Annotated in this window: 26 protein-coding genes and 1 tRNA gene; 16 read left to right on the forward strand and 11 right to left on the reverse strand. The window is 72.3% G+C overall.

Annotation, left to right across the window (positions count from 1 at the left end; all coding sequences use genetic code 11):
• Nucleotides 1-183: 183 nt before the first annotated feature.
• A tRNA-Pro gene (locus JOL79_RS00060) sits at nucleotides 184-257 on the reverse strand.
• Nucleotides 258-348: 91 nt separating this feature from the next.
• Here JOL79_RS00060 and JOL79_RS00065 point away from each other — a divergent pair.
• Both JOL79_RS00065 and JOL79_RS00070 read left to right on the forward strand, forming a co-directional pair.
• Nucleotides 349-813 (forward strand): hypothetical protein, encoded by a 465-nt coding sequence (locus JOL79_RS00065; protein ID WP_210153518.1) that lies wholly within the window; start codon nucleotides 349-351, stop codon nucleotides 811-813.
• Nucleotides 810-1157 (forward strand): hypothetical protein, encoded by a 348-nt coding sequence (locus tag JOL79_RS00070; protein WP_210153519.1) that lies wholly within the window; start codon nucleotides 810-812, stop codon nucleotides 1155-1157. Before JOL79_RS00065 ends, JOL79_RS00070 begins: the two co-directional genes overlap by 4 nt.
• 16 nt (nucleotides 1158-1173) lie before the next feature.
• On the opposite strand, the gene JOL79_RS00075 is transcribed toward JOL79_RS00070, so the two are convergent.
• The gene (locus tag JOL79_RS00075) at nucleotides 1174-1518 is read right to left on the reverse strand and encodes a DUF6458 family protein (protein WP_210153520.1); all 345 of its coding nucleotides are present in this window, start codon (nucleotides 1516-1518) and stop codon (nucleotides 1174-1176) included.
• 118 nt (nucleotides 1519-1636) lie between these two features.
• On the opposite strand from JOL79_RS00075, the gene JOL79_RS00080 reads away from it, so the two are divergent.
• Genes JOL79_RS00080 through JOL79_RS00090 form a run of 3 tightly spaced genes read left to right on the forward strand, consistent with a single transcriptional unit; the run spans nucleotide 1637 to nucleotide 3055 of the window.
• A complete protein-coding gene (locus JOL79_RS00080; protein ID WP_230983990.1) occupies nucleotides 1637-2293 on the forward strand; it encodes a hypothetical protein in 657 nt (218 codons plus the stop codon).
• Nucleotides 2290-2859, forward strand: a complete 570-nt coding sequence (locus tag JOL79_RS00085; protein ID WP_210153521.1) for a hypothetical protein — start codon at nucleotides 2290-2292, stop codon at nucleotides 2857-2859. Before JOL79_RS00080 ends, JOL79_RS00085 begins: the two co-directional genes overlap by 4 nt.
• A 7-nt stretch (nucleotides 2860-2866) precedes the next feature.
• Nucleotides 2867-3055 carry a hypothetical protein gene (locus JOL79_RS00090; protein WP_210153522.1) on the forward strand — a complete coding sequence of 63 codons (189 nt, stop codon included), beginning with the start codon at nucleotides 2867-2869 and terminating at the stop codon, nucleotides 3053-3055.
• A 107-nt stretch (nucleotides 3056-3162) separates the two neighbouring features.
• On the opposite strand, the gene JOL79_RS00095 is transcribed toward JOL79_RS00090, so the two are convergent.
• The 3 genes from JOL79_RS00095 to JOL79_RS00105 form a co-directional block, all read right to left on the reverse strand.
• Complete coding sequence (locus JOL79_RS00095) at nucleotides 3163-4461, reverse strand: NAD(P)/FAD-dependent oxidoreductase (protein WP_210153523.1); 1299 nt, start codon at nucleotides 4459-4461, stop codon at nucleotides 3163-3165.
• A 19-nt stretch (nucleotides 4462-4480) separates the two neighbouring features.
• Entirely contained in the window at nucleotides 4481-4894 is a 414-nt protein-coding gene (locus tag JOL79_RS34800) for an ATP-binding protein (protein WP_210153524.1), read from the reverse strand.
• A 116-nt stretch (nucleotides 4895-5010) separates the two neighbouring features.
• Nucleotides 5011-5790, reverse strand: a complete 780-nt coding sequence (locus JOL79_RS00105; protein WP_210153525.1) for a SigB/SigF/SigG family RNA polymerase sigma factor — start codon at nucleotides 5788-5790, stop codon at nucleotides 5011-5013.
• A gap of 187 nt (nucleotides 5791-5977) precedes the next feature.
• On the opposite strand from JOL79_RS00105, the gene JOL79_RS00110 reads away from it, so the two are divergent.
• The gene (locus tag JOL79_RS00110; RefSeq protein WP_307848190.1) at nucleotides 5978-6334 is read left to right on the forward strand and encodes an STAS domain-containing protein; all 357 of its coding nucleotides are present in this window, start codon (nucleotides 5978-5980) and stop codon (nucleotides 6332-6334) included.
• A gap of 50 nt (nucleotides 6335-6384) precedes the next feature.
• On the opposite strand, the gene JOL79_RS00115 is transcribed toward JOL79_RS00110, so the two are convergent.
• Nucleotides 6385-7095, reverse strand: coding sequence for a GAF and ANTAR domain-containing protein (locus JOL79_RS00115; RefSeq protein WP_210153527.1), 711 nt, complete (start codon nucleotides 7093-7095; stop codon nucleotides 6385-6387).
• A gap of 96 nt (nucleotides 7096-7191) precedes the next feature.
• Between JOL79_RS00115 and JOL79_RS00120 the strand changes: the two genes are divergently transcribed.
• From JOL79_RS00120 to JOL79_RS00135, 4 genes are all read left to right on the forward strand, one after another.
• A complete protein-coding gene (locus JOL79_RS00120; RefSeq protein WP_210153528.1) occupies nucleotides 7192-9015 on the forward strand; it encodes a SpoIIE family protein phosphatase in 1824 nt (607 codons plus the stop codon).
• A gap of 44 nt (nucleotides 9016-9059) precedes the next feature.
• Nucleotides 9060-9884, forward strand: a complete 825-nt coding sequence (locus JOL79_RS00125) for an MEDS domain-containing protein (protein ID WP_210153529.1) — start codon at nucleotides 9060-9062, stop codon at nucleotides 9882-9884.
• A gap of 157 nt (nucleotides 9885-10041) precedes the next feature.
• On the forward strand, nucleotides 10042-11085 hold the full coding sequence (locus JOL79_RS00130) for a glycosyltransferase (RefSeq protein ID WP_210153530.1): 1044 nt from the start codon (nucleotides 10042-10044) through the stop codon (nucleotides 11083-11085).
• An 88-nt stretch (nucleotides 11086-11173) separates the two neighbouring features.
• Entirely contained in the window at nucleotides 11174-12505 is a 1332-nt protein-coding gene (locus JOL79_RS00135) for a glycoside hydrolase family 16 protein (protein ID WP_210153531.1), read from the forward strand.
• Here the strand turns inward: JOL79_RS00135 and JOL79_RS00140 are convergent.
• Entirely contained in the window at nucleotides 12459-13595 is a 1137-nt protein-coding gene (locus tag JOL79_RS00140) for a PucR family transcriptional regulator (RefSeq protein ID WP_372446696.1), read from the reverse strand. The genes JOL79_RS00135 and JOL79_RS00140 overlap by 47 nt on opposite strands.
• 84 nt (nucleotides 13596-13679) lie before the next feature.
• Here JOL79_RS00140 and JOL79_RS00145 point away from each other — a divergent pair, with 84 nt between their 5' ends.
• Nucleotides 13680-14591, forward strand: a complete 912-nt coding sequence (locus JOL79_RS00145; RefSeq protein WP_210153533.1) for a proline dehydrogenase family protein — start codon at nucleotides 13680-13682, stop codon at nucleotides 14589-14591.
• Nucleotides 14591-16264 (forward strand): L-glutamate gamma-semialdehyde dehydrogenase, encoded by a 1674-nt coding sequence (gene pruA, locus JOL79_RS00150; RefSeq protein ID WP_210153534.1) that lies wholly within the window; start codon nucleotides 14591-14593, stop codon nucleotides 16262-16264. The genes JOL79_RS00145 and pruA overlap by 1 nt, the downstream gene beginning before the upstream one ends.
• Before the next feature lie 93 nt (nucleotides 16265-16357).
• Here pruA and JOL79_RS00155 read toward each other — a convergent pair whose 3' ends face one another.
• Nucleotides 16358-16900, reverse strand: coding sequence for a dihydrofolate reductase family protein (locus JOL79_RS00155; protein ID WP_210153535.1), 543 nt, complete (start codon nucleotides 16898-16900; stop codon nucleotides 16358-16360).
• A gap of 141 nt (nucleotides 16901-17041) precedes the next feature.
• On the opposite strand from JOL79_RS00155, the gene JOL79_RS00160 reads away from it, so the two are divergent.
• Together JOL79_RS00160 and JOL79_RS00165 are read left to right on the forward strand one after the other, a co-directional pair.
• Nucleotides 17042-17608, forward strand: a complete 567-nt coding sequence (locus JOL79_RS00160) for an RNA polymerase sigma factor (RefSeq protein WP_307848192.1) — start codon at nucleotides 17042-17044, stop codon at nucleotides 17606-17608.
• On the forward strand, nucleotides 17605-18288 hold the full coding sequence (locus tag JOL79_RS00165) for a hypothetical protein (RefSeq protein WP_210153536.1): 684 nt from the start codon (nucleotides 17605-17607) through the stop codon (nucleotides 18286-18288). Before JOL79_RS00160 ends, JOL79_RS00165 begins: the two co-directional genes overlap by 4 nt.
• A 67-nt stretch (nucleotides 18289-18355) precedes the next feature.
• Here the strand turns inward: JOL79_RS00165 and JOL79_RS35265 are convergent, their stop codons facing one another.
• Complete coding sequence (locus tag JOL79_RS35265) at nucleotides 18356-18877, reverse strand: putative quinol monooxygenase (protein WP_307848193.1); 522 nt, start codon at nucleotides 18875-18877, stop codon at nucleotides 18356-18358.
• Nucleotides 18878-18971: 94 nt separating this feature from the next.
• Between JOL79_RS35265 and JOL79_RS00175 the strand changes: the two genes are divergently transcribed.
• The gene (locus JOL79_RS00175; RefSeq protein WP_210153537.1) at nucleotides 18972-19550 is read left to right on the forward strand and encodes a copper chaperone PCu(A)C domain-containing protein; all 579 of its coding nucleotides are present in this window, start codon (nucleotides 18972-18974) and stop codon (nucleotides 19548-19550) included.
• On the opposite strand, the gene JOL79_RS35270 is transcribed toward JOL79_RS00175, so the two are convergent.
• Together JOL79_RS35270 and JOL79_RS00185 are read right to left on the reverse strand one after the other, a co-directional pair.
• Nucleotides 19498-21252, reverse strand: coding sequence for a thiamine pyrophosphate-binding protein (locus tag JOL79_RS35270; RefSeq protein WP_210153538.1), 1755 nt, complete (start codon nucleotides 21250-21252; stop codon nucleotides 19498-19500). The two genes, JOL79_RS00175 and JOL79_RS35270, sit on opposite strands and share 53 nt — an antisense overlap.
• Nucleotides 21249-22022 carry a cyclase family protein gene (locus JOL79_RS00185; RefSeq protein WP_210153539.1) on the reverse strand — a complete coding sequence of 258 codons (774 nt, stop codon included), beginning with the start codon at nucleotides 22020-22022 and terminating at the stop codon, nucleotides 21249-21251. Before JOL79_RS00185 ends, JOL79_RS35270 begins: the two co-directional genes overlap by 4 nt.
• A 229-nt stretch (nucleotides 22023-22251) precedes the next feature.
• On the opposite strand from JOL79_RS00185, the gene dhaK reads away from it, so the two are divergent.
• Nucleotides 22252-23244, forward strand: coding sequence for a dihydroxyacetone kinase subunit DhaK (gene dhaK / locus JOL79_RS00190; protein WP_210153540.1), 993 nt, complete (start codon nucleotides 22252-22254; stop codon nucleotides 23242-23244).
• Nucleotides 23245-23246: the final 2 nt, after the last annotated feature.

Raw genomic sequence — 23246 nt, forward strand, 5'->3', positions numbered from 1 at the left:
TTCATTTGAACACAGCCACCAGGAGTACTCTCGTTGACCGTGGATCCGCTGGTCAGCTCCGGTATTGAGGGGCACCGGTCGGGAGCGGTCGGCACGTTCAGCTTCACGGTCAAACGACGGTCAGACAACAAAAAAGCCTGATCACTTGGAGAGTGATCAGGCCTCTGACCTGCTAGAACAGTGTCGGGACGGCGGGATTTGAACCCACGACCCCTTGACCCCCAGTCAAGTGCGCTGCCAAACTGCGCTACGTCCCGGTGCCAGGTCTCCCTGGCGACTCCCCAACCTTAGCGCAGTTTCCGGCCACGTGCGTACAGCAGGGACCTGCCGCGGCCTAGGCTTTGGATCATGGGTAGGAAGCCTCGCATCGACCACGAAGAGCTCGGCCGTCTCGTCGCCGAGGGGTGGTCGAACGCCCGGCTCGCCGAGCACTTCGGCGTGACGGAGTCTGGAGTGCTCCAGGCCAAGCGGGCGGCCGGTCTGTCCAAGCCCATGACCGACCACAGCGGCGCCCTGCCCTGGAAGATCAGGCGCGAACACAACCAGAGCGGGCCGGCCACCAACCTCCGCAACCTCTCGTCCGTCGCCCAGGGCAGGTCCGTACCCAAGGAGAAGGTGAACACGGCCCTGCGCTGGGCGTCCCGGCTGGTCGACAACGATCTCGACATCGCCTACGACCCCGAGCACGGCTTCCGGGAGGTCCCCGCCGGGGAACGGTCACACGTCGCGGCGATGCTCGCGGCGGCCCGTACGGCGATTGATGAGGAAGCCGGCGTAACCGGAAGCCCGCCGGAGGCCACTACCCAGATGTGAACCCCACAGACGGCGAGCTGGTCACTCGCGCCCGGTCCGGCGACGCGGCCGCGTTCCACGAGCTCGTACGCAGGCACCGGCCGATGGCCCGTCCCGGTCCTGGGACCTGCGCGGCAGCTTCCTCCACGACACGAGCGGGGCACACTGGCACGACTACGCGTGCGGAGCCGGGAGCGGCCGGGCCTGGCGGGCGGCACATCCGACCGCCGGCTCCCGGAGGGGAATGGGAGCCGGCGGAGATCGAGGCCGACGTGCCGGACGACGCGGTGTTCCTCCTGTTCGGGGCCACGCTGCGCGGTCCGGGGCCGGTCGAGATGCGGGATGTCAGGCTCGACGCGCTGTGACCGTCACATCGGGGGCCTATACGCCGTCGCGGTGCTGCGACGTGGTCTCCTCCGTGACCCGCACGTGGCGCTCGCCCGGGTGGACGACGGTGTGCGGCTCGGCCCCCGGGGTGTGGACGTGCGTCTCGGCCGCCGGGTCGACGGTGAACAGGGTGTCCGGCTCGACGGTCTCGACGGTTTCGACGACGTCCTCGGCGTGCGGGCGACGGGTGTAGAGCCCGGTGAGCAGCGCCCCCGCGACGCCGACGCCCATGAGGATCCAGCCGATCATCTGCAGGTCGATGCCCGGCACGTCCCATTTGACGGCGAAGGCCAGAACGGCGCCCACCGCCAGGAAGGCGAGGCTGGCTCCGAAGCCCATGGCGTACCTCCTCTGCTGGTAGGCCCGCCTCTACCCGGGAAATCGCCGATTACGCAAGGCGTGAAGGCCGCTTTCCCGGGCAGTGCGGAGCTACAACGCACACACCCTGGAGGCAGAGATGAGCACTGTTGCATGGGTGGCCGTCGTCATAATCGCGGTACTGGCGATCCTGGCTGTCGGTTTCCTCATGTCCCAGCAGAACCGGCGCCGCCGTCTGCGCGACCGCTTCGGCCCGGAGTACGACCGCACGGTGCGGGAGAGCGACAGCCGCAAGGAGGCCGAGCAGGAGTTGCTCGCCCGGGAGCAGCGGCACGCCCGGCTGGACATCCGGCCGCTGAACCGTGAGACGCGGGACTCGTACGCGCGGAAGTGGGCCGAAGTGCAGGAGCGCTTCGTCGACGCCCCCGGGTTCGCCGTGACGGAGGCTGACGCGCTGGTCACAGCCGTGATGACCGAACGCGGATATCCGACAGACGACTTCGAGCAGCGGCTGAACGACCTCTCGGTGGCGCACGCCGCCACCCTGGACCGTTACCGCGCCGCCCACGACATCAGCGGCCGCGCCGCCCGGCAGGAGGCGACCACCGAGGAGCTCCGCCAGGCCATGGTCCACTATCGCGCGCTGTTCCAGGAGCTTCTCGGCGCCGACAACTACCAGGACGACGGTACGGACAGTCACGACGTCAACAGCGGCCACCGCCGCGGCGACCTGACTGACAGCCCGGCGAACGGCCGCGACGCCGCTCGCCCCTATGTTCGGGAGGCCAGACGATGATCGAGTTCAACCAGCGGAACGGGCGGACCGAGCAGCCCACCCCCGAGAACCCCGAGCCCCTCGTGGAGGAGGCGCGCCGGGAGGAGGCCCTGGAGGCCGGCCGCACAGAAACCGAGACCCCTGACGGCACCACGAGCGCCGGCTACGCGGAGACGCTCGACGGCACGCGCGCGGCTGACGTCGACGCCGCCGACCGGGATGCGGACGAGCGGCACGACCCGCACCAGGGACCGGGACCCGTCTTCTCCCCCGCCGTCGCCCGAGAAGTGGACACCCGGGAAGAGGACGCCGACCCGGCGCCGGTGTCCGAGCCGGTTTCCGAGGCGCTGGACGCCGACCGGCGCTGGCACGAGATCAAGGCCGGGTTCGTCGACGACCCGCGACGGTCCGTGGAAAGGGCCGACGAGCTCGTGGACGAGGCCCTCTCGGCCGTCGCCACGCGCCGCCGGTCGCTGCTCGACCACTGGAAGGACGGCGGCACCGGGGACGCCACCGCGGACACGGAGGCGCTGCGGGTCGCGCTCCACGAGTATCACGCCCTGCTGGTTCAGCTGACCGGAAAGTGAGAGGCCCATGCTCGCCATCGTCGCCGCGATCGTCTTCGGGATCGCCTTCCTTCTCGACCTGCTGAACGCGAGCATCGGCATCGGCCTGACGGCGCTGCTCGCCCTGGGCCTGTGCCTGCTCGCGCTGCACCAGGGAGGCGTGGGCACGGCCGGGGCCGGCTCCTGGCGCGGCGGCTGGCGCCGGGCCCGGCGTTGACCCTGCCCGTCGTCCCCACCACGTCGACCTCCCACCGCCGGCACGGCCGGGGCCGTCCACACGGCGCCCGCCGTGCCGGCGCCGTCCCGGCCGGATCGGAACGGGGATCAGGTGCGGGCGGCGAGGGTGAACTCCTCGCGCGGATGCTGGATGGCGCCGAGCGAGATGATCTCCCTGGGGAAGAACAGCCCGAGCGTCCAGTCCATCAGGATGCGGGTCCGCTTGTTGATCGTGGGCATGCGGCTGAGGTGATAGGTGCGGTGCATGAACCAGGCCGGATAGCCGCGGATCTCGTGGCCGTAGATCTGCGCGACGCCCTGGTAGAGGCCGAGGCTCGCCACCGACCCCGCGTCCTTGTGCACGTACGGCCGGCACCGCCCGCCCCTGAGGGTGGCCACGATGTTGTCGGCCAGCCGCCGGGCCTGCCGTACGGCGTGCTGGGCGTTGGGCGGGCACATCTGGCCGGGACGGGTGAGGTCGGGCACGGCGGCCGAGTCGCCGGCGGCGAAGGCGAAGGCGGTGCCCCGCACGCGCAGGAACTCGTCGGCCCGCACCCGTCCCCGCTCGTCGACCGGCAGGTCACCGGCGCCGATGAGCGGGTTGGGCTTGACCCCCGCCGTCCAGACGAGGGTGTCGGCGTCGAACTCGTCGCCGTCGTCGAGGACGATGTGACCGTCCTCGGCGGACTTCAGCAGCGTGCGGGTGCGGATGTCGACCCCCCGGCGGCGCAGCTGGTCCACGGTCCAGCGGCCCATGTCGGGCCCGACCTCGGGCAGGATGCGGTCGGTCGCCTCGACGAGGATCCATCGCATGTCGCCGCGGCGCAGCCCCTCGAAGTAGCGGCAGGCGTCGCTCGCCATGTCCTCCAGCTCGGCCAGGGCCTCGACCCCGGCGTACCCGCCGCCGACGAAGACGAAGGTGAGCGCCCGCCTGCGGATCTCCTCGTCCGGTGTCGAGGCGGCGATGTCCATCCGTCCGAGGACGTGGTTGCGCAGGTGGATGGCCTCTTCGACGGTCTTGAAGCCGATGCCGTGCCGGGCGAGCCCGGGGATCGGCAGCAGCCGTGATATGGAGCCTGGGGCGATCACCACGTAGTCGTAGTCGAGCGTGAGGTCCGGCCCCTCGTGCGGGCTGAACTCGGCCGTGCGGTCCGCGAGCCGGACCGACGTGATCCGGCCGCTCAGGATCCGGCAGGACGGCAGCACCCGGCGGAGGGGCACGACGACGTGCCGCGGCTCGATGCTGCCGGCCGCGGCCTCGGGCAGGAAGGGCTGGTAGGTCATGTAGGAGTCGAGGTCGGCCACGGTGACGCGCGCCTCACCCTGGCGGAGCCTGCGCTGCAGGCGGAGGGCCGTGTACATGCCGACGTATCCGCCGCCGACGATCAGAATTCGTGGGACAGCCATGCGGGTCCCCTACCCGGCGCTACAGGAGGAAACGCATCGTCACGTTCGTCCCGTCCTGCCCGGTTGTCACCCGGATATCCGCGGCGAGCAGGCGGGCGACCCACAGCCCCATGCCGCTGGTCGCGTTGTGCGGCGGCGGCGTCACGCCGGGCTCGGTGTCCGGCCGCCAGTCACGGCCGTCGTCGTGCACCGTGACCACGAGCTGCCCCCCGTCCACGCGCATGCGCAGCCGGGCCTTGGTGGAGCCGTGGGTGACGGCGTTGGTCGCGACCTCGTTCAGCGCGACCAGGAAGTCGTCGAGCGCCCCCTCCGCCATCCCCCGGCGGCGTGCCTCGGCCGCGGCGAACTCCCGCACGTCGGGGAGGTCCGCCAGGGAGAAGGTCCGTTCCCTGATCCTCCCTGTGACGTGCGCCGGGGCACCGTCGTCGTTCACCCGGTACACGCCTCCCCCCCCGGATGCAATCCGGTCGAACCCGGCCGTGGCAGGGACGAAGATACCCTGGGACGCCGCCCGGTCGCAGGCGGCGTCCGAGGGCGTCCCCCCGGCCGTCATCCAGCGACGAGTTCCAGACGGAGCTGGTCGAGCGTCTTGCGGAGGATCCGCGAGACGTGCATCTGGGAGATCCCGAACTCCGCGGCGATCTCGGCCTGGGTCATGTTGCCGTAGAAGCGCAGCAGGAGGATCTTCTTCTCCCGCTCGGGGAGCAGGTCGACGAGAGGCTTGAGCGCCTCCCGGTCCACCAGGGTGTCGAGGCTGTCGTCCTCCTGGGGGATCACGTCGCCCAGCGCGGCGGCGTCGTCGTCCGCGCCGATCGGCGCGTCCAGGGAGAGGGTGCTGTACGCCGCGGAGGCGTCCATCGTGAGAAGCATGTCCTCTTCGGAGATGCCCATCTTCTCCGCCAGCTCGGCGACGGTGGGGAACCTGCCGAGCTCCTGGGTCATGTCGGCGACGTGCCGGTTCAGCTCGGCGCGCCGTTCCTGGTAGAGGCGCGGCACGCGGACGGCCCAGGTGCGGTCGCGGAAGTGGCGCTTGACCTCGCCGGTCATCGTGACCATGGCGTAGCCCCGGAAGCTGTGGCCGAGGCTGGGGTCGAAGCCGTTGATGGCCTTCATGAGGCCGACGTAGGCCGCCTGGAGGAGGTCCTCCAGCGGCTCGCCGCGGTTCAGGTACCGCCGGGCGATGTCCCTCGCCATCGAACGGTGCATCTCGACGATCTTCTCACGGAGGCGTTCCCGCCGCTCCTGGCTCAGCCCCTCCCGGGCCAGCTCGGCCAGAAGCTCCTCGGCGGTCGGATTGCTGACGGTCTCCACTCGGACCTCGGCAGCCATCTGCGTAGTCCCCTCGTATGGTTTACCGCGAGGGCGCCGACGCCGGGGATCACCGCGCAGAAGGCACGCCTCACTACAGAATCGAGACGAGGCCCTCTGCTGGACCTCTGGTGAAGTATATTGCCGCAAATTCGGGAGTATCACCACCCCTTGGGCGCCAGTAATGTTGCCGCAGAGGAGGCGCGAGGTGTCTAACAACGGGCTACTGTCCCTGTCTTCGACCATGGCGGGGGACATCGTGGTGATCCATGTGAACGGCGTCCTCGACGCCACCACCCGGGAGCAGTTCTCCGACTACCTGGACGCCGCGGCGGACGACCACGGTCCCCACATGGTCCTCGACCTGGGCGGGGTGACCTTCATGGACTCGCGGGCGCTGGGGCTGATCGTGCACCACTGGCAGCGGTCCACCACGGCGGGCGGCCACTTCGCCCTGGTGGCGGTGCAGTACCCCAACTCCAAGGTCATGTGGGTCACCGGTCTCTCGGAGCGGCTGCCCCTGTTCGACACGCTGGACGACGCCCTGGCCGCCTTCGCCGCCTGACACCCGTCCCGGCAACCCGTCCCGGCGATCCCCGCCCGGCGAGCCGGCCCTCAGGGGACCGCTCCTCCGTGCTTGCGCTGGTGCTCGGTGACCAGCAGCTTGGCCAGGTCGGCGACCTTGACCTGATGGTGCTGCGACACCCGCCGCAGTTCCTCGAACGCCTCCTCGGCCGAGCAGCCGCTCTTCGACATGATGATGCCCTTGGCCTGGTCGATCACCGACCGGCCCGCCAGCGCCTCCTGCATCTGGGCCGCGCCGGTGAGCACGTCGTCGAACTGCCAGATGTTGGCCAGCGCCACGGTCACCTGTTCGCGCAGCAGCGGCAGGAGCGCGCCGCCGTCCCCGGCGAGGGCGCCGGGACGCACGCCGTAGAGGCCGACGATCACGACCGCGCCGTCGGCCTTCACCGGCAGCACGAGCACGGAGCGGACGCCGTGCCGGACGGCGGTGGCGGCGTAGCGGGGCCAGCGGGGCTCGCGCATCACGTCGGCGACGGCGACCGGGCGGCCGGTCGACAGCGCCTCCCTGGACGGCCCTTCGCGCAGCTCGCGCTCCCGGTCGATGAGGGCGGTGAGCTCGCTGTGGGACGCGGCCAGCAGGACCCGCCCCTCCGTCCACAGCTCGGCGGTGCCGCCGGCGCAGCCGGGAACGCCGTGCGCGACCGCCTCGGTGATTCCTCGAAGGACGCTTTCGCACGACGCGCCCTCGGTCACCCGCCCGATGGCGGCCAGGTCACGCGCGAGGATGGACGTCGTCTCCATGGTAAAAAGACCATTCCCCTGGGTCGCGGGTTAATCCGGGCCGGATCGATTAGATCGGGCCTTTGGCGTAGCGTCTACATCGAGAGAGGGGGCAGCTTGCCCGACATCGCCGAGCTCGAGCGCGCACTGAACGGGCTCTCCGAGCGTATCGCCACTCTGCGGGACGATCCCGAGACGGGTGCCGCACTTCGCGAGCTGGACACCGCGGAGGAGCTGGTCCGGACGGCGCTGGCCGAGCTGTCCCGCCTCCGCAGGCGCCGGGACGGCGGCAGCCAGCGTGAGCAGAAGCTGCTGCGTCAGGTCTTCCGCGCCCTGCCCGTACCGGTGATCATCATGGACACCGGCGGCACGGTGCGCCGGATCAACAACGAGACCACGCGGCTGCTCGGCAGCCCCTCCGGCTACCTGATCGGGCGGCCGTTCCCGCTGCTGGTCGACGTCACCGGCCGCGCGGCGTTCCGTTCGCACTACGCCGCGGTGTTACGCGGCGAGGAGAGCGTGTCGTTCATGACGCGGCTCGCCCACCAGGGACGCGCCCACAACGTCCGGCTGGTGCTGAGCAGACTCCACATGCCGGGCGAACCGCAGGAGATGATCGCGGCCGTCGTGCTGCCCACCGAGGTGCGGCTCGCCGAGCCCTCGGGGCCCGCCGAGCCGTCCGGGCCGGAGAACGACCCGGAGGACAGCGCGATCATGGCCGCCGCCCGGCGGCACGAACTGCTGTCGCGGCTCACCCGGCTGCTGCTCGATGAGGAGAGCCTCCGCGAGCCGGTGGCGCTGCTGCGCACCGCCCGCCTGCTGGCCGCCGAGACGGCCGACTGGATCGTCGCCGACGTGATCAGAGACGGGGAGCCGCGGCGGTCCGCCGTCGTCGGGCCGAGCGACGAGCCGGTCGGCCGGCTCCAGCGGACCGTGGAGGAGACCTCACCCGTCCTGGCCCCGATCGTCGATCAGGTGCTGACCACGCAGAGCGGCATCGTCCACGAGATGCTGACCGACGAGTCGCTGCTCGGCGGCGACCTCCTGCAGCGGATGGGGGCGGGTTCGCTGCTGAGCGTGCCGATCAGGACCGACGACGAGGTCAGGGGCGTGCTCACGCTGGTGCGGCTGCGCGACCGCCCGCCGTTCGAGCTGTCCGACCTCGGCCTCCTTGAGGAGGCCGGGCTCCACCTGGGCCTGGCGATGCGGGCGCAGGACGGCTTCCAGCGGCGCGCTCAGGCGGCCGACGCGCTGCAGACCGGCGTGCTGCCGCGCACGCTGCCCGATGTGCCCGGCTTCGAACTCGGCGCGGTCTACCATCCCGGGTCGGGGCCGCGGGCCATCGGCGGCGAGTTCTACGACGTCTTCCCGGTGCGGAACGGCTGGGGCTTCGTGATCGGCAGCACGGCCGGCCGCGGCGAGGAGGCCGCGTCCGTCACCGCGATCGTGCGCAACGGCCTGCGGGTGCTGAGCGTGTGGGAGGACGACCCGGGCGAGGCCCTGCGCAAGGTCAACGACGCGCTGGTCGCCCAGCGCACCGGCCTGTTCGTGATGGCCGCCGCGGGCTTCGTCCGGGGCCGCAAGGTGCGGCTGGCGTCCGCCGGGCATCATCCCGCGGCGCTGGTGCAGGCAGGTGGCGGGGTGCGCTTCTCGGACGGCGGCGGTGTCCCGCTCGGCTTCGAGGAGGGCGCGGTCCCGGCCACCGAGGAGCTGACCCTGACGACGGGCGAGGCGCTGGTGCTCTACTCCGACGGCCTGGTCGGCTCCCAGAGCGCCGCCGGCGAGACCTACGGGGAGGGGCGCCTGACCGAGGTGCTCGCCCGGTGCGGGGGCCAGCCGCCGGCGGCCCTCGTGAAGGCGATCGAGGAGGACCACCAGGCGTTCTGCGGAACCCATCCCGTCGACGAGGTCACCGTCCTCACGCTGCGCAGATCTCGTTGAACGGGGATTTGCCCCTCGTACGCCCGAGTGGTGGACTTGACACTGTGCGTATCCAGCCGGGAGATCACCACGTCCTGGCGTTCTCCGACGAGGCCGACCTCGAGCCCGTGCTCGCTCCCTTCATCTCCGAGGGGCTCGCGGGCGCGGACAAGGTCGTCTACCTGACGGACGTCACCCATCCGGCGGTCGTCACCGGGCTGCTGCGCGGATGGGGCGTCCCCACCGGCGAGCACCTCGCCGCCGGCAGGCTCGACATCCGGCGGCTGGAGACGCGCGACCCGGAACAGGTGATCACGCAGCTCGCCGACGCGGCACGACTGGCCCTTGGCGAGGGCTATCGCGCGCTGCGCGTCACCGCGGAGATGAGCTGGGGACTGCACGAGGACGCCGACCGGCTCGCCGCGTTCGAGACCAGGGCGAGCGACCTGTTCGCGTCCGGCTCCGCGATGGCGATCTGCCAGTACGACAGGCGGCTGTTCGATCCGGCCGTTCTCGGGCAGATGCAGCGGATACACCACGAGCAGGACACCGACCTGGAGTACGAGGGGGCGCTGCTGCGGATCCGCCGCACCGGCGAGCCTCCCGGGGTCCGGGTGGAGGGCGAGGTGGACGCGAACACGCTGCACGAGCTGACGCGGTCGCTGCGCGCCGCCGCCGGGCGTACCGCCGGCGACGTCCACGCCGACCTCGCCGGCGTCTCCTTCATCGACCTGGCGGCACTGCGGGCCCTGATGGAGTCGGCCCGCACGATCGGCCGGGGGCGCTTCCTGGTGCTCGACGAGGTTCCCGAGCACGTACGGAACCTGATCGAGCTCATCGGCTGGGCCGGCACGCCCGGCCTGCGGCTGCGCGGGCGGGAACGCGCCTGAGCCGGGTGGCAGTTCTGCTCGGAGACCCGCCCGGTGGGCGGCCGATTTTTCCCGATTTGGCGTTTAGCGGGACTCGGGTAAGGTAAACAACATCTCATCGATCGTGCCTAGGACGCAGGCACACCTTTTCAAGTGCCTTCCTGTCTTGAGGTGTGCCATGGATATCGCGATCGTCTCCGCTCACGAGCTCACTCCCGACACTCCGGCCATCGCCCGCGAGCTGGGCCGGGGCCACCGGGTGACGGTCTACACGCGTTCGAAGGCCAAGGGAGCCGGCGTCGAGCACGTCCCGGCCGGTCCCGACGTGGAGCTGTCGGAGAACGACCTGCTGCCGTACATCTCCGACTTCAGCGCGGGGCTGCGCCTCCGCTGGCGGGAGCACCGCCCGGACATCATCCACGCCTACTCCTGGTCGAGCGGCCTGGCCGCCATCGCCGGGTCGGAGGGGCTCGGTGTGCCCGTGACCCAGACCTTCCAGGTGCACGGCGACGCCGGCGCGCCCGTACGGCGGCTGGAGTGCGCGATCGGCCGCCGCGCGCGGGCGGTCATCGCGGCCTGCGCCGACGAGGAGTCGGAGCTCATCCGCATGGGGGTGCCGCGCCGGAACATCTCCGTCGTCCCGCACGGGGTCGACGTCGAGCGCTTCCGCCGACAGGGACCGGCGTTCCCCAGGGGCGAGCGGCCGCGCCTGCTGCACGTCGGCCTCCCGGGGGCCGCGAGTGCGGTGAACGCGCTCCACGCGGTGCCCGAGGCCGAGCTGGTGATCGCGGGTGGCGACGACCCGGGCATCGAGCGGCTGCGGGCCCTGGCCGAGGACCGCGGCGTGGCCGACCGGGTGGAGACGCTCGGCCTGATTCCGCACACCGCGATGCCGAAGCTCATGCGCAGCGCCGACCTGGTCCTCTCGCTGCCGGCGTCGGTGCCGTACGGCACGGTCGCCCTGGAGGCCATGGCGTGCGGGATCCCGGTCATCGCGTCCGCCGCCGGGGCGCACCTCGACGCCGTCGTGGACGGCGTGACCGGTTTCCTGATCCGCCCGGAGCGCCCGCTGGAGATCGCGTCGCGGATCCGCCGGCTACTCGACGACACCACGCTGCGCACGGCCATCGGATACGCCGCCGCGGACCGGGCCCGCTCCCGCTACTCCGTCGAGCGGATCAGCATGGAGCTCCTGCGCGTCTATGAGAAGACGTGCGCCTGAGCCGATTGCGTATTCGACTTCTTTCCGTTGTGAACCAGAAACCGTGTGATTAGATGTAAATATGACGGTCAATGGACCTGGTTTAGCGGTGGCGGCGGCGATACTCATCGCCGCCGCCGCGTGTTCCAGCCCAGACTCCACCAAGGTGTTCACCGTCGCCGGCGAGGCCGCCGCACAGGCGCCCACCGGCTCCTCCCCCGGCACCGGGGCGGGCGCGGCCGCCGCCGTCGCGGAGGACAGGCCGGCCGGCGCGGGCGCGAAGTCGGCCCGCGCGACCCCCGGCTCCGCGAGCGGTCGCAATACCGCCGGTACGGCGGGAACCGGCCATGAGGGCACACGTTCGGACGGCCGCACGGACGGCTTCGAGCGGGCGGACGGCGACGCCGCGGCGCGCATCGCCGACGCGGTGGCGACCGTCGTCCCGGTCACCCCGAGCCCCTCTGCCACCCCGAACCCCGCAGCCTCTCCCCCTGCGTCCGAGCCGCCGGTGGCTGAGGCGCCCGTGGCTGAGGCGCCCGTGGCTGAGGCGCCCGCGTCCGAACCGCCGATGGTCCTGGCCGCCCCGGCCGGCACCTCGGCCCCCCGCCGCGTCGTCGAGCCGGAGGCGGCGCCCAGCGCCACGCCTGCATCCGGCGGACGGCCCGCCGACGGGATCGAGGTGGTGCCCGTCCCGTCGGGCGCCACGGCCCAGCCGGCGACCCGGCCCGGCTCGACGGCTCAGCCCCAGGCCCAGGGCGGCTCCGCGTCCGCTCCGGTCACGGGGCCGGTCACGGGGTGGGGCCGGCCCGTCCTGACCGAGGACTTCCCGGGGAGCGCGGTCGGTTCCACGTGGACCGCCCTCGGCGGCACCGGGAGCGGCCCGGCCGCCTCGGTGAGCGGAGGCGTGCTCCACCTCGCGGGCGATCTGGCGAGCCCGGTCGCCCAGGTGTACGGCCGGTGGGAGGTGCGGCTGCGCGCCGCCCCGGGCTCCGGGTCGCCCGCCGCGCTGCTGCTGCTCGACCCGCCCGGCCGTAACCCGTCAGGCGATCCGTCCGTACGGCGGCACGACGCGGGGGCCGGGGACGGCTCCTACACCGGACGGCAGGACGGCGCCGCCGACGCGGAGATCGCGCTGGCGCGCATGGACGACCCCGGCAGGCGCAGCGCGACCGTCTCCGTCCTGGACGGGTATTCGGGCGGGGACGTCCACCGGGTGCGGGCCGACTTCACCGGATGGCACACGGTCGCGGTCGACCGGCTCCCCACGGGGACGACGTTCTGGCTGGACGGGCGGCGGGTGTGGAGCTCCCGTGAGGTGGGCTCGGCGGGCCGGTCGATGCGGCTCGTCCTGCGCGGCGACGCCGGGTGCGGCGCCGGGACCTGCGACGGGGCCGTCACCCTGGACGTCGACTGGGTCCGGATCTACCGGGCTCCCCGGTAGCCGCCGCGGCGGTGAGGGCCGCCGCCTTGAGGGAGAGGTGGAGCAGCAGCCGGTCGTCGCCGTCGCCGAGGTCGAGGCCGGTGAGGCGCTCCGCCTTCTCCAGCCGGTAGTAGAGCGTCTGCCGGTGCACGCCCAGGGCCGCGGCGGTCCGCTGGACGTGTCCCGCGCGGTCCAGGTACGCCTCCACGGTGCCGGCCAGGGACGGCCCGGCCGCCGACAGCGCCGCCGACTCGGCCGCAAGATCGGCCAGCTCGCGGGGCGACAGCCGGGCCAGCAGCCGGTAGACGCCGAGGTCAGGCCAGCTCGCGACCGGCGCGTGCCGCTCGACGTGCTCGGCCACCGATAGTGCGAGCAGCGCCTCGCGCCAGCTCTGCCACGCCTCATCGGGGTCCTCCCGCGGCCCCCCGACGCCCGCCGCCGCGCCGTACACGCCGGACAGGCGGCGGGCGACCTCGCCCGCCTGGGCCGCGGGGGCCAGCACCGCGACCAGCGGCTCGTCCAGCCCGGGGTCGGTCAGCACGCCGCGCGGCAGTGACCAGGGCGCGCCGGCGCGGCCCGATCCCCGGCCGGCCGGCGGACCGGACGGCTCGCCGGGCCGTTCCGGCGGGGTCCGCACGGCCACGGCGGTGACCGGGCCGTCGACGTCCACTCCGGCGGCGGCCCGGGTGGACGGGTCCGCGGAGAAGAACTCGCGCAGCGGGGCGTGCCTGGCGCGGGCCTCCATCGCGAGCAGGGCCGCCGCGCGGGACACGAGCGGCGCCACGGAGGCCAGCCGCTCGTCCGTCAGGGCGCCCGAGTCGATCAGCCACAGGTAGCCGTAGGTCACGCCGCCGTGCCGCAGCGGCACGCAGACCCGGCCCAGCATGCCGGGCAGTCCGGGGATCCGGACGGGGCCGGTGGCCGCGGCGATGCCGTACGCCTCGAAATGGGCGCGGACGTCGGCGGAGGCCCGTCTGCGGAGGATGGACTCCTGCCGGACCCGGTCGACGTCGCCGATCTGCGCGCCGTACGCCAGGAGGGTGAACGAGCGGTCCTCCAGCGTCACCGAGGCGTCGAGCACCCGGGAGATCTCATCGACGATGTCCTGCACGTCAGCCATTCTTGTGCATTTGTCGGAAAACCCTGTGGCGGATGTCCGTGGACCCGCCGTGACGTGCCGATTTAGCCTGAGGCCATGCTCGGTTCCCTGCTCCTCGCGGGCTCCCGGAGCCCGCTGGCCCGCCGGGCCGTGTCGGGTTTCCCCGTCACCCGGAAGGTGGTCGACCGCTTCGTCTCCGGGGTGGATCCCGGCGACGCGGTCGAGACGACTCGCCGCCTGACCGGCGCGGGGCTCGCGGTCACGATCGACCACCTCGGCGAGGAGGTGCGGGACGTCGAGACCGCGGTCGGCGCGGCCAAGGCGTACGTCTCCCTGCTGGAGGCGCTCGCTCCGCTGGAGCTCGGCGGGCGAGCCGAGGTCTCGGTGAAGCTGTCGGCCGTCGGCCAGGCCCTCGACGAGTCGATGGCGCTCGACCACGCGCGGCGGATCTGCGCCGCCGCCCGCGACTGCGGCTCCACCGTCACGCTCGACATGGAGGACCACACCACCGTCGACTCCACGCTCGGCGTGCTGCGCGCCCTGCGGGAGGACTTCCCGGACACCGGCGTCGCCGTCCAGGCCTACCTGTACCGCAGCGAGGCCGACTGCCGCGACCTGGCCGGATCCCGGGTGCGCCTGGTGAAGGGCGCCTACCGCGAGCCCGCGTCGGTGGCGTACCAGAGCAGGCACGAGGTCGACCTGGCGTACGTCAGGTGCCTGCGGGTGCTCATGGCGGGCACGGGCTACCCGATGGTGGCCACGCACGACGACCGGCTCATCGCCATCGCGGAGCTGCTGGCCGACCAGCAGGGCCGCGACCGCGACCGGTACGAGTTCCAGATGCTGTACGGCGTGCGCGCCGACCGGCAGCTGGCGCTGGCCGAGGCCGGATCCCGGGTGCGGGTCTACGTTCCCTACGGCGACGACTGGTACGGATACTTCATGCGCCGCCTCGCCGAGCGCCCGGCCAACGTCGCCTTCTTCCTGCGCGCTCTGAGGGGTAAGTGATGGATGCGATCAGCGACGTCCCGGTGCCGGTCAACGAGCCGGTGCACGGCTACGCGCCCGGCAGCGCCGAGCGCGCCGCCCTGGAGAGCCGGATCAAGGAGCTCGCCGGGGCCCGGGCGGACCTCACGATGACGATCGGCGGCGACCGGCGCATGGCGGGCGGCGACCCGATCGACGTGGTCCAGCCCCACCACCACGCGTCCGTGCTCGGCCGCACCGCTGAGGCGACGGCTGCCGACGTCCGGGCCGCCGTCGACGCCGCCCTGGCCGCCGCCCGGCAGTGGCGCGAGCTGTCGTTCGAGGACCGCGCCGCGATCTTCCTGCGCGCCGCCGACCTGCTCAGCGGGCCGTGGCGGGCGACGCTCAACGCGGCGACCATGCTCGGCCAGTCGAAGTCGGCGCAGCAGGCGGAGATCGACGCCGCCTGCGAGCTGATCGACTTCTTCCGGTTCAACGTGTCGTACGCGCGCCGGCTGCTGGCCGAGCAGCCGCAGTCGTCGCCCGGCGCGTGGAACCGGATGGACTATCGGCCGCTGGAGGGCTTCGTCCTCGCGGTGACGCCGTTCAACTTCACCTCGATCGCGGCCAACCTGCCGTGCGCGCCCGCGCTCATGGGCAACGTCGTGGTGTGGAAGCCGTCGCCGACCCAGCAGTTCGCGGCCCACTTCACCATGCGGCTGCTGGAGGCCGCCGGGCTGCCGCCCGGCGTGATCAACATGGTGACGGGCAACGGGCGGGGCGTCTCCGAGGTCGCCCTCCCCCACCCCGAGCTGGCCGGCATCCACTTCACCGGCTCGACGGCGACCTTCCAGCACCTGTGGCGGACCATCGGCGAGAACATCGCGGGCTACCGGGGCTACCCGAGGCTCGTCGGCGAGACGGGCGGGAAGGACTTCGTCCTCGCCCACCCGTCGGCCTCCCCCGATGTCCTGTCGACCGCTCTGCTCAGGGGCGCGTTCGAGTACCAGGGTCAGAAGTGCTCGGCCGCCTCCCGGGCGTACGTGCCGCGGTCGCTGTGGTCGCGGATGCGGGACGACCTCGTCTCCGCCGCCGAGTCGCTCACGGTCGGGGACGTCTCGGCCGACCTGTCCACGTTCATGGGCGCCGTCATCGACGGCCGGGCCTTCGCCAAGCACAAGGAGGCGATCGACCGGGCCCGGGCGTCCGGCCACATCGACCTGCTGACCGGCTCGTACGACGACACGACCGGATATTTCGTGAAACCGACCGTGCTGGAGTGCTCCGACCCCACCGATGAGGTGTTCGTGAAGGAGTACTTCGGCCCCATCCTGGCCGTCCACGTGTACGACGACGCGTCGTACGACACGGTCGTCGACCAGATGGAGAGCGTGACGCCGTACGCGCTGACCGGGTCGATCATCGCCCGGGACAGGTACGCCGTCGCGGCGGCGACCGAGCGCCTCAGGTTCGCGGCCGGCAACTTCTACGTCAACGACAAGCCGACCGGGGCCGTGGTGGGCCAGCAGCCGTTCGGCGGTGCCCGCGCCTCCGGCACCAACGACAAGGCCGGATCGATCTTCAACCTGATCCGCTGGGTCAACGTCCGCACGATCAAGGAGACCTTCGTGCCGCCGGTGGTCCAGCCGCCCTACCGGGGCGACATCCCGCAGTCCGGCTGGGCGCAGCCCGGCCTGGAGGATCTCGGTTACTGACCGTTCCCGTCCGGGCGGATCACGCTCGTTCGGGGGCCACGGCCGGGCCCGCTCCCGCGGCCCGGCCGTATCGGTGTGCCCCGGATCAGCCGGTCACTTCTCCGCCGGCTGGTAGATGAGGGAGAGCACACCCGTCTCGAAGGTCTCCGAGGAGACGAGCTTCAGCGGGAGCTGGTCGAAGCCCTCGAACAGCCGGGCCCCACTGCCCACGACGATGGGGTGGACCAGCAGCCGGAGCTCGTCGATCAGACCCTGCTTCAGCAGCGAACGGGCGAGCGTCGTGCTGCCGCTCATGCAGATGCCCTTGCCGGGCTGCGCCTTCAGCTTGGCCATCTCCTCGGCGAGGTCGCCGCGGATCAGCGTGCTGTTCTGCCACTCGGCCTTCTCCAGCGTGGTCGAGACGACGTACTTCGGGATGGCGTTGATGTGCTCGGCGAACGGGTCCTCGCTGGTGGGCCAGTAGGCGGCCCACTGCTCGTAGTTGGTCCGGCCCATCAGCAGCGAGTCCGAGTCTGTGGTCATCAGCGCGCTGACGGCGGCGCCCATCTCGTCGTTGAAGTACGGCAGGTGCCAGTCGGCCGGCGACTCGACGACGCCGTCCAGCGAAATGAAGAATCCAGCGATGATCTTGCGCATGTCCCTCTCCTCTGTCTCTGGCCCCTACGATCGCACGGACAAGATCTTTTGTCAAGACGATTTCAGTTTTCGGTGCTCGTAACGGCCGGCCCCGCTTCGTCCAAGTAGGGGTGTTTTCCGACCCACGACAAAGGAGCGCTGGTGCGCCGTGAACAGAAAGGGCTGGCGGACACCGTCCGCGATCCCGTGGCATTCGAGGCCTTCTACCGCCGTCATGTCGGCGACGTGACCCGCTTCCTGGCGCGGCGGGTGACCGACCCGCACACGGTGGCCGATCTGACGGCCGAGGTCTTCCTCGCCGTGCTGGACTCCGCGCACACCTACCGGCCGGGCCGGGGAAGCGAGACCGCCTGGCTGTACGGCGTGGCGCGCAACACCCTGCACGCCGAGTGGCGGCGCGCCACCAGGCTGGCGCACGCCACGAGCCGGCTGGCCGGGCGGCGCCTGCTCGAGCCCGACGACGTGACCCGCCTGGAGGACCGGATCGACGCCGAGGCCCCGGCCCGCCGCGCGCTCGCGGCGATGGCGGGGCTGCCCGAGGGCGAACGGGCGCTGCTCGAGCTGGTGGCCGTCGACGGCCTCAGCCCGGCGGAGGCCGCCGCCGCGCTGGGCATCCGGCAGGGCACCGCGCGGGTGCGGCTGCACCGGGCCCGGCGCTCGATCCAGCAGGCCCCAGGCGTCGTGCCCGCGATGAGAGGAGCGAAGTGAACGAGACCTTCGAAGACCGGCTGCTCGCCCAGCTCAAGGCCGAGATCGCCGAGCGGGCGGCGCGCAAGCGCGCCCTGCCCTCGCGGCGGTTCACCGGGCGGCGGCTCCTGGCCTGCGCCGCGGTCGTCGGCGTCGTGGCGGCGGCCGCCGCGGCGGTTCCGCTGGTCGTCGAGTCGCGGCATCCGGCCTACGCCCTGACCAGGCATCCGGACGGCTCGATCACCCTGCGGATCTCCGAGTTCAGGGACCCAGGAAAGGTGGAGGACGACCTCGCCCGGATGGGGGTGCGCGCCGACATCACCTACCTTCCGCTGGGCAAGCAGTGCGCGTTCGGGCGTGCCCCGGCCGTGGCGGGCGACCACGTCAGCACGACCGCCGAAGAGGCGCGGAGCGACGATCCGGCCGTCCAGGCCCGCCTCCTGAAGAGGGCCGAGAACACCGCCTCGGCCAGAGCCATCCGCCCACGGAACGGCATCACGATCTATCCCCGGTACATCGAGCCGGGGCAGATCGTCCTGATCGAGATCAATGAGAATCCGGCCGAGGTGTCCGCGCGGCACCCCGGGGTCGCCTACCAGTTCAGCGGGCGTCTCACGGACGGGCCGGTGCGGCCGTGCCGGGTCGTCGACGATCCGTCGGCCTTCGACATCGGGGACGGCACCCCGCCTCCCGGAAGCTGACAGGCCTCCGGAAGCCGGCGGAACCGCCCCGCTCCCGGGCCGGCGTCCGGCCCGGGAGCGGCGGACGTCACCCGCGCCCGGGTACGGCCATCTCGCCCAGCTCGGACCAGTCGTCCTGATCGATCACGGCGTTCACGATGCGCGGCGTCTCGGCAAGGTGGGGCGGCAGCGTCCGCTGCGCCTGCTTGAAGTGGTCAGAACCGACGTGGGCGGCCCCCGCGTCGCCGTCCCTGAACGCCTCCACCAGGACGTACTCGGCCGGGTCGGCCACGCTGCGGGACCAGTCGAACCACAGGCAGCCCGGCTCCGCCCGGGTCGCCTGGGTGAACTCCTCGGTGATCCGCGGCCACTCGTCCGCGTACTGCGGCAGCACCCGGAACTTCGCGGTAATGAAGATCATGCTCTCCCCTTCGGCGTCGCGGCGCCGCCCGCGCGTTCCCGCGGTCGCGGCGCCGATCACGACATTAGCGCCGGTCCGGCGGGAGACGCCGCCCGCTCCGGTGATCACGTGGGCGCGGTAGGGGCGTCGTGATCCGGGGTACGACCTGGCGCACGGGAGGGTGCGGGACGAGCGAGTCGAGGTCGGCATGCGCGCAAGCCTCACAGCACGTAATCTCACAGCACGTAATCTCACGGCACTTAACCTCACAGCGCTCAATATCACGGCGCTGATCCTCGCCGGCGTGGTCGCGGCGGCCGGGTGCACGTCGCAGCCGCGCATGAAGTGGGACAGCCCGGGGATGGCCACCAACGACGGCGGCAACGCGGGCGTGGCGGGGATCCTGCTCCGGAACGCCTTCCTGATCGGCGAGCCCGCGGGCCGGCCGATGGAAGCCGGGGCGGGGATGCCGCTCTACCTGGTCCTGATCAACCAGAGCGGCGTCGCGGACCGGCTTATATCGGTGTCCGCGCCGGGAGTGTTCGAGGGGTCGCGACTGCCCGAGGGCGGCCTGGAGATCCCCGCCGGGGGATCCGCCGGCGGGACGGCCACCCCGCAGGCGCAGCTGACCGGGCTGATCCGCCCGTTCCGCAGCGGCGGCACCATCCCGGTGACGTTCCACTTCGAGCACGCCGGGGCGGTCGTCGTCCCGGTGCCCGTGCTGCCGCCCGATCAGTGGCGCACGACGTACTCGCCCTGGCCGTCGCCCGCGCCGTCTCCGGTCGTGCCGTTCTCCGCGGCGCCTTCCGCGACACGGTCCCCGGCGAGCGTCAGTGGCCGCGGAACGCCTCCTCCAGCCACCACGCGGGGGCATCGGACGTGACCTTGGCGTGGACGACGATCGGCCGGTCCCGGGGCCCCTTCAGCCACTCGGCCACCGCGCCCATGTCCTGCCTGCGCCGCACCGTGACCGCCTCGCAGCCGAAGCCGCGGGCGACCGCCGCGATGTCCACCGGCGGGAAGCGCACGGTGTCGAGGGGGAACCCGTGCGGGCCGAAGTGGTGCACCTCCGCGCCGTAGGCCTCGTCGTCGTAGACGACGACCACCATCGGCAGGCCGAGCCGGACGACCGTCTCGAGCTCGGCGACGCTCATGAGCGCTCCCCCGTCGCCGAGCGCCGCCACGGGCAACCGGTCGGGCTGGGCCAGCGCCGTCCCGATCGCGGTGGCGAGGCCGAGGCCGATCGACTGGAACGCCTGGGTGAAGCAGAACGCGCTCCCGTCCGGCACCGACAGGAACATCGCGGGATAGCCCATGAAGTTGCCGGAGTCGACGGCCACGACACGTTCTTCGGGCAGCAGGTCGTCCAGTTCGATCGTCAGGGTCCGCGGGTCGATCCGCCCGTTCACGCCGGTGTCCCGGTACGGCACGTCACGCCAGCGCCCCTCGCGGGCGATACGCCGGGCCAGTTCGGGGCTCCGGTAGCCGATCCGCTCCTCCGTGCCGCCCCGGCCCGCCGGCCGGAGGTCCTCGACGAGGGCGAGCACCCCGCGGGCCGTCTCGCGGACGTCCCCCACCACGCCGAGGTCGACGGCGCGGTTGACGCCCAGGGCGTCGGAGTCGAGGTCGACCTGGACGACCGTCGTGTCCGGCGCGATCAGCGTGCCGTGCGCGGTGGTCCACATCGACAGGGTGCATCCCCAGGCGACGACCAGGTCGGCGCCGCGGATCAGCTCGGCCGCGAGGGGGGACGCGAAGCCGCCGCTGACGTCGAGATCCCAGGGGCTGCCGTGGAAGTGTCCCTTCGCCACGGCGGAGGTGGCGTAGAGCGCGCCCACCCGCTCGCCCAGCGCCTCCAGCTCGGGCCTGGAACCGCGCGCGCCGCGCCCGGCGATGAAGACCGGCCGCTCCGCCCGCGCGAGCAGTTCCGCGAGCCGGCCGACGGCGACGGCCGCGCCGGAGGCGTCCGGCTCCCGCTCGCCGGGACCCTGCAGGGCGGGGAAGGTGAGCCCCCACGGCCCGGCGACCCGGCTGGCCGCGTCCTGATGGGGGCCGCCGCGGCCCGCCCGCAGCTCCTCCACCGCGTGCGCGACCTCGTCGGGCAGCGTCTGGGTCTGCACGTCGAGCGGCAGGTTGAGCAGCACGGTGCGGCGGCCGAGCAGCGCGGCGAGGTAGGCCATCACGGTGTCGTCGACCACCGTCTCCGCCGAGGAGACCCGGGCGCCGTGCGCGCCCACGGCGTTCGCGAGGCCGGCCTGGTCGACCCGGAAGTTGGACCTCGGCGAGGTGGCCTCGGGAGCCAGCACGAGCAGCGGCGTCCGGCTCTTGGCGGCCTCCGTGATGCCGGTCAGCGCGTTGGTGACGCCCGGCCCCTGGTGGACCGTGAGGACGGCGACGGTGCCGCTCATCCGGGCGTACGCGTCGGCCATGGTGGCGGCCCCGCCCTCGTGGCGGGCCGCGACGTAGCGCACTCCGTGCTCGACGAGCGCGTTGGTGACGTGGAAGTTGCCGCTGCCGACGACCCCGAACGCGATGCGGACCCCGAGGGAGGCGAGTACGGCGCCGACCGCCTCGGAGACGTTCACCGCTCCACCAGGGCGAGGACGCGGACGGGGCTGCCGGAGCCGCCGACGATCGGGAGGGGGCCCGCGACGATCACGGCTCCCGTGGGTGGCAGCCGGTCGAGGTTGCGCAACTGGGTGAGGCCGTACTTCCCGGCGCCGAGGAGGAAGGAGTGGCAGGGGAAGGCGGGGTCGAACGAGTGCGCCGCTCCGGCGTCGGTGCCCACGGTCTCCACGCCCAGGCCGGCGATCGGAGTCCCCTCGGCGAGATGACGGGCGCACTCAACCGAGATGCCCGGAGTGTGCGGCCCGGTCTCGTCGGCGTTGAGGAACCGGGCCTGGTCGTGCGCCCGCGCGTCCCATCCGGTGCGGTAGAGGAGCCAGCCGCCGTCGGGGAGGGGGCCGTGCTCGGCCTCCCACTCCTTGACGTGGTCGATTTCCAGGAGGAAGTCGGGGTCGTCCGCCGACCGGGCGCTGAAGTCGAGCACCACGGCGGGGGCGAGGAGGCGGGCCGGGGGCACCTGCGACACGTCCTCGCCGTCCCTGGCCGTGACCCAGTGGACGGGGGCGTCGAAGTGCGTCCCGGTGTGTTCACCGGTCGTGAAGTTGTTCCAGTACCAGGCGGGACCGCGGTCGTCGTACCGGCTGATCTCCCGCAGCGTGAACGGCTCGGTCTGCCCGAACGGCTCGGGCAGCGACAGGATCGGCGTGGTCTCGCTCAGAGGGGCGGTGAGGTCGATCACCTCGATGCTCCCGCCGCGGATGCCCTCCACCAGATCCCGTAACACCGACATGCCGCCTCCCAATCGTCCAGGACCCCTGAGATCTTCCTACACCGCGCGTCGCCGCGCCATAAGAAAGGCCACAGGACGGGGCCGTGAGCAGGCGTGCCCCGGCCGCCGGCCCTTGACGGGACCGGCGCACGGACTTAATTTCGATGAAATCTGTTCGACATCGTCGAACGATGTTCAAGCGACGGCGCGGGGCAGGACGCGAACGGCACGTCACAGTGAGGACGGCACCATGAAGAAGCTCATCAACAGTGTCGACACGGTCGTCACGGACGCGCTGCGCGGCCTGGCCGCGGCGCACCCCTCGCTCCGGGTGAACGTCGCCGACAAGGTGGTCTTCCGCGCGGACGCGCCGCGCCCGGGCAAGGTCGGCCTGGTCTCCGGAGGCGGCTCGGGACACGAGCCTTTGCACGCCGGATTCGTCGGATACGGCATGCTCGACGCCGCCTGCCCCGGCGAGGTCTTCACCTCCCCGGTGCCGGACCAGCTCATCGAGGCCACCAACGGCGTGGACGGCGGCGCGGGCGTGCTCCACATCGTCAAGAACTACACCGGCGACGTGCTGAACTTCCAGATGGCCGCCGAACTCAGCGGCGACGAGGGCGTCGAGGTGGCCACCGTGCTGGTCAACGACGACGTCGCCGTTCAGGACTCCCTCTACACCGCTGGCCGCCGCGGCACCGGAGCGACGCTGTTCGTCGAGAAGATCGCCGGGGCCCTCGCCGAGACCGGCGCGCCGCTGGCCGACGTGGCCCGGGTCGCGCGGGAGGTCAACGACCGCAGCCGGTCCTTCGGCGTCGCCCTCAGCTCCGTCACCGTCCCCGCCGCGGGCAAGCCCACCTTCGAGCTGGGCGAGGGCGAGATCGAGCTCGGCATCGGCATCCACGGCGAGCCCGGCCGCACCCGCGCGCCGCTCCGGGAGGCCAGGGAGATCGTCCGGACCGCCATGGACGCCGTGAACGACGACCTGCCCCTGTCGGGCGACACGCTCGTGCTGGTCAACGGCATGGGCGGCACCCCGCTGCTGGAGCTCTACATCGTCTTCGCGGAGGTGGCCGCGTACCTGGAGGAGAAGGGCGCCACGCTCTCCCGGCGCCTGGTCGGCAACTACGTGACGAGCCTGGACATGCAAGGCTTCTCGGTGACGACCTGCTCGCTCACGGACGAGCTGACCAGGCTCTGGGACGCCCCGGTGGAGACGCCCGCGCTGCGCTGGGGCCGCTGAAC

It is taken from the genome of Microbispora oryzae, assembly GCF_017896165.1.
GTDB lineage: Bacteria > Actinomycetota > Actinomycetes > Streptosporangiales > Streptosporangiaceae > Microbispora > Microbispora oryzae.

Bases quoted from the DNA above. Each gene is read 5' to 3' on its own strand.
- JOL79_RS00065 (WP_210153518.1), top strand. From the start codon at position 349: ATGGGTAGGAAGCCTCGCATCGACCACGAAGAGCTCGGCCGTCTCGTC.
- JOL79_RS00075 (WP_210153520.1), bottom strand. From the start codon at position 1,518: ATGGGCTTCGGAGCCAGCCTCGCCTTCCTGGCGGTGGGCGCCGTTCTG.
- JOL79_RS00080 (WP_230983990.1), top strand. From the start codon at position 1,637: ATGAGCACTGTTGCATGGGTGGCCGTCGTCATAATCGCGGTACTGGCG.
- JOL79_RS00085 (WP_210153521.1), top strand. From the start codon at position 2,290: ATGATCGAGTTCAACCAGCGGAACGGGCGGACCGAGCAGCCCACCCCC.
- JOL79_RS00090 (WP_210153522.1), top strand. From the start codon at position 2,867: ATGCTCGCCATCGTCGCCGCGATCGTCTTCGGGATCGCCTTCCTTCTC.
- JOL79_RS00095 (WP_210153523.1), bottom strand. From the start codon at position 4,461: ATGGCTGTCCCACGAATTCTGATCGTCGGCGGCGGATACGTCGGCATG.
- JOL79_RS00105 (WP_210153525.1), bottom strand. From the start codon at position 5,790: ATGGCTGCCGAGGTCCGAGTGGAGACCGTCAGCAATCCGACCGCCGAG.
- JOL79_RS00115 (WP_210153527.1), bottom strand. From the start codon at position 7,095: ATGGAGACGACGTCCATCCTCGCGCGTGACCTGGCCGCCATCGGGCGG.
- JOL79_RS00130 (WP_210153530.1), top strand. From the start codon at position 10,042: ATGGATATCGCGATCGTCTCCGCTCACGAGCTCACTCCCGACACTCCG.
- JOL79_RS00145 (WP_210153533.1), top strand. From the start codon at position 13,680: ATGCTCGGTTCCCTGCTCCTCGCGGGCTCCCGGAGCCCGCTGGCCCGC.
- pruA (WP_210153534.1), top strand. From the start codon at position 14,591: ATGGATGCGATCAGCGACGTCCCGGTGCCGGTCAACGAGCCGGTGCAC.
- JOL79_RS00155 (WP_210153535.1), bottom strand. From the start codon at position 16,900: ATGCGCAAGATCATCGCTGGATTCTTCATTTCGCTGGACGGCGTCGTC.
- JOL79_RS35265 (WP_307848193.1), bottom strand. From the start codon at position 18,877: ATGCCGACCTCGACTCGCTCGTCCCGCACCCTCCCGTGCGCCAGGTCG.
- JOL79_RS00185 (WP_210153539.1), bottom strand. From the start codon at position 22,022: ATGTCGGTGTTACGGGATCTGGTGGAGGGCATCCGCGGCGGGAGCATC.
- dhaK (WP_210153540.1), top strand. From the start codon at position 22,252: ATGAAGAAGCTCATCAACAGTGTCGACACGGTCGTCACGGACGCGCTG.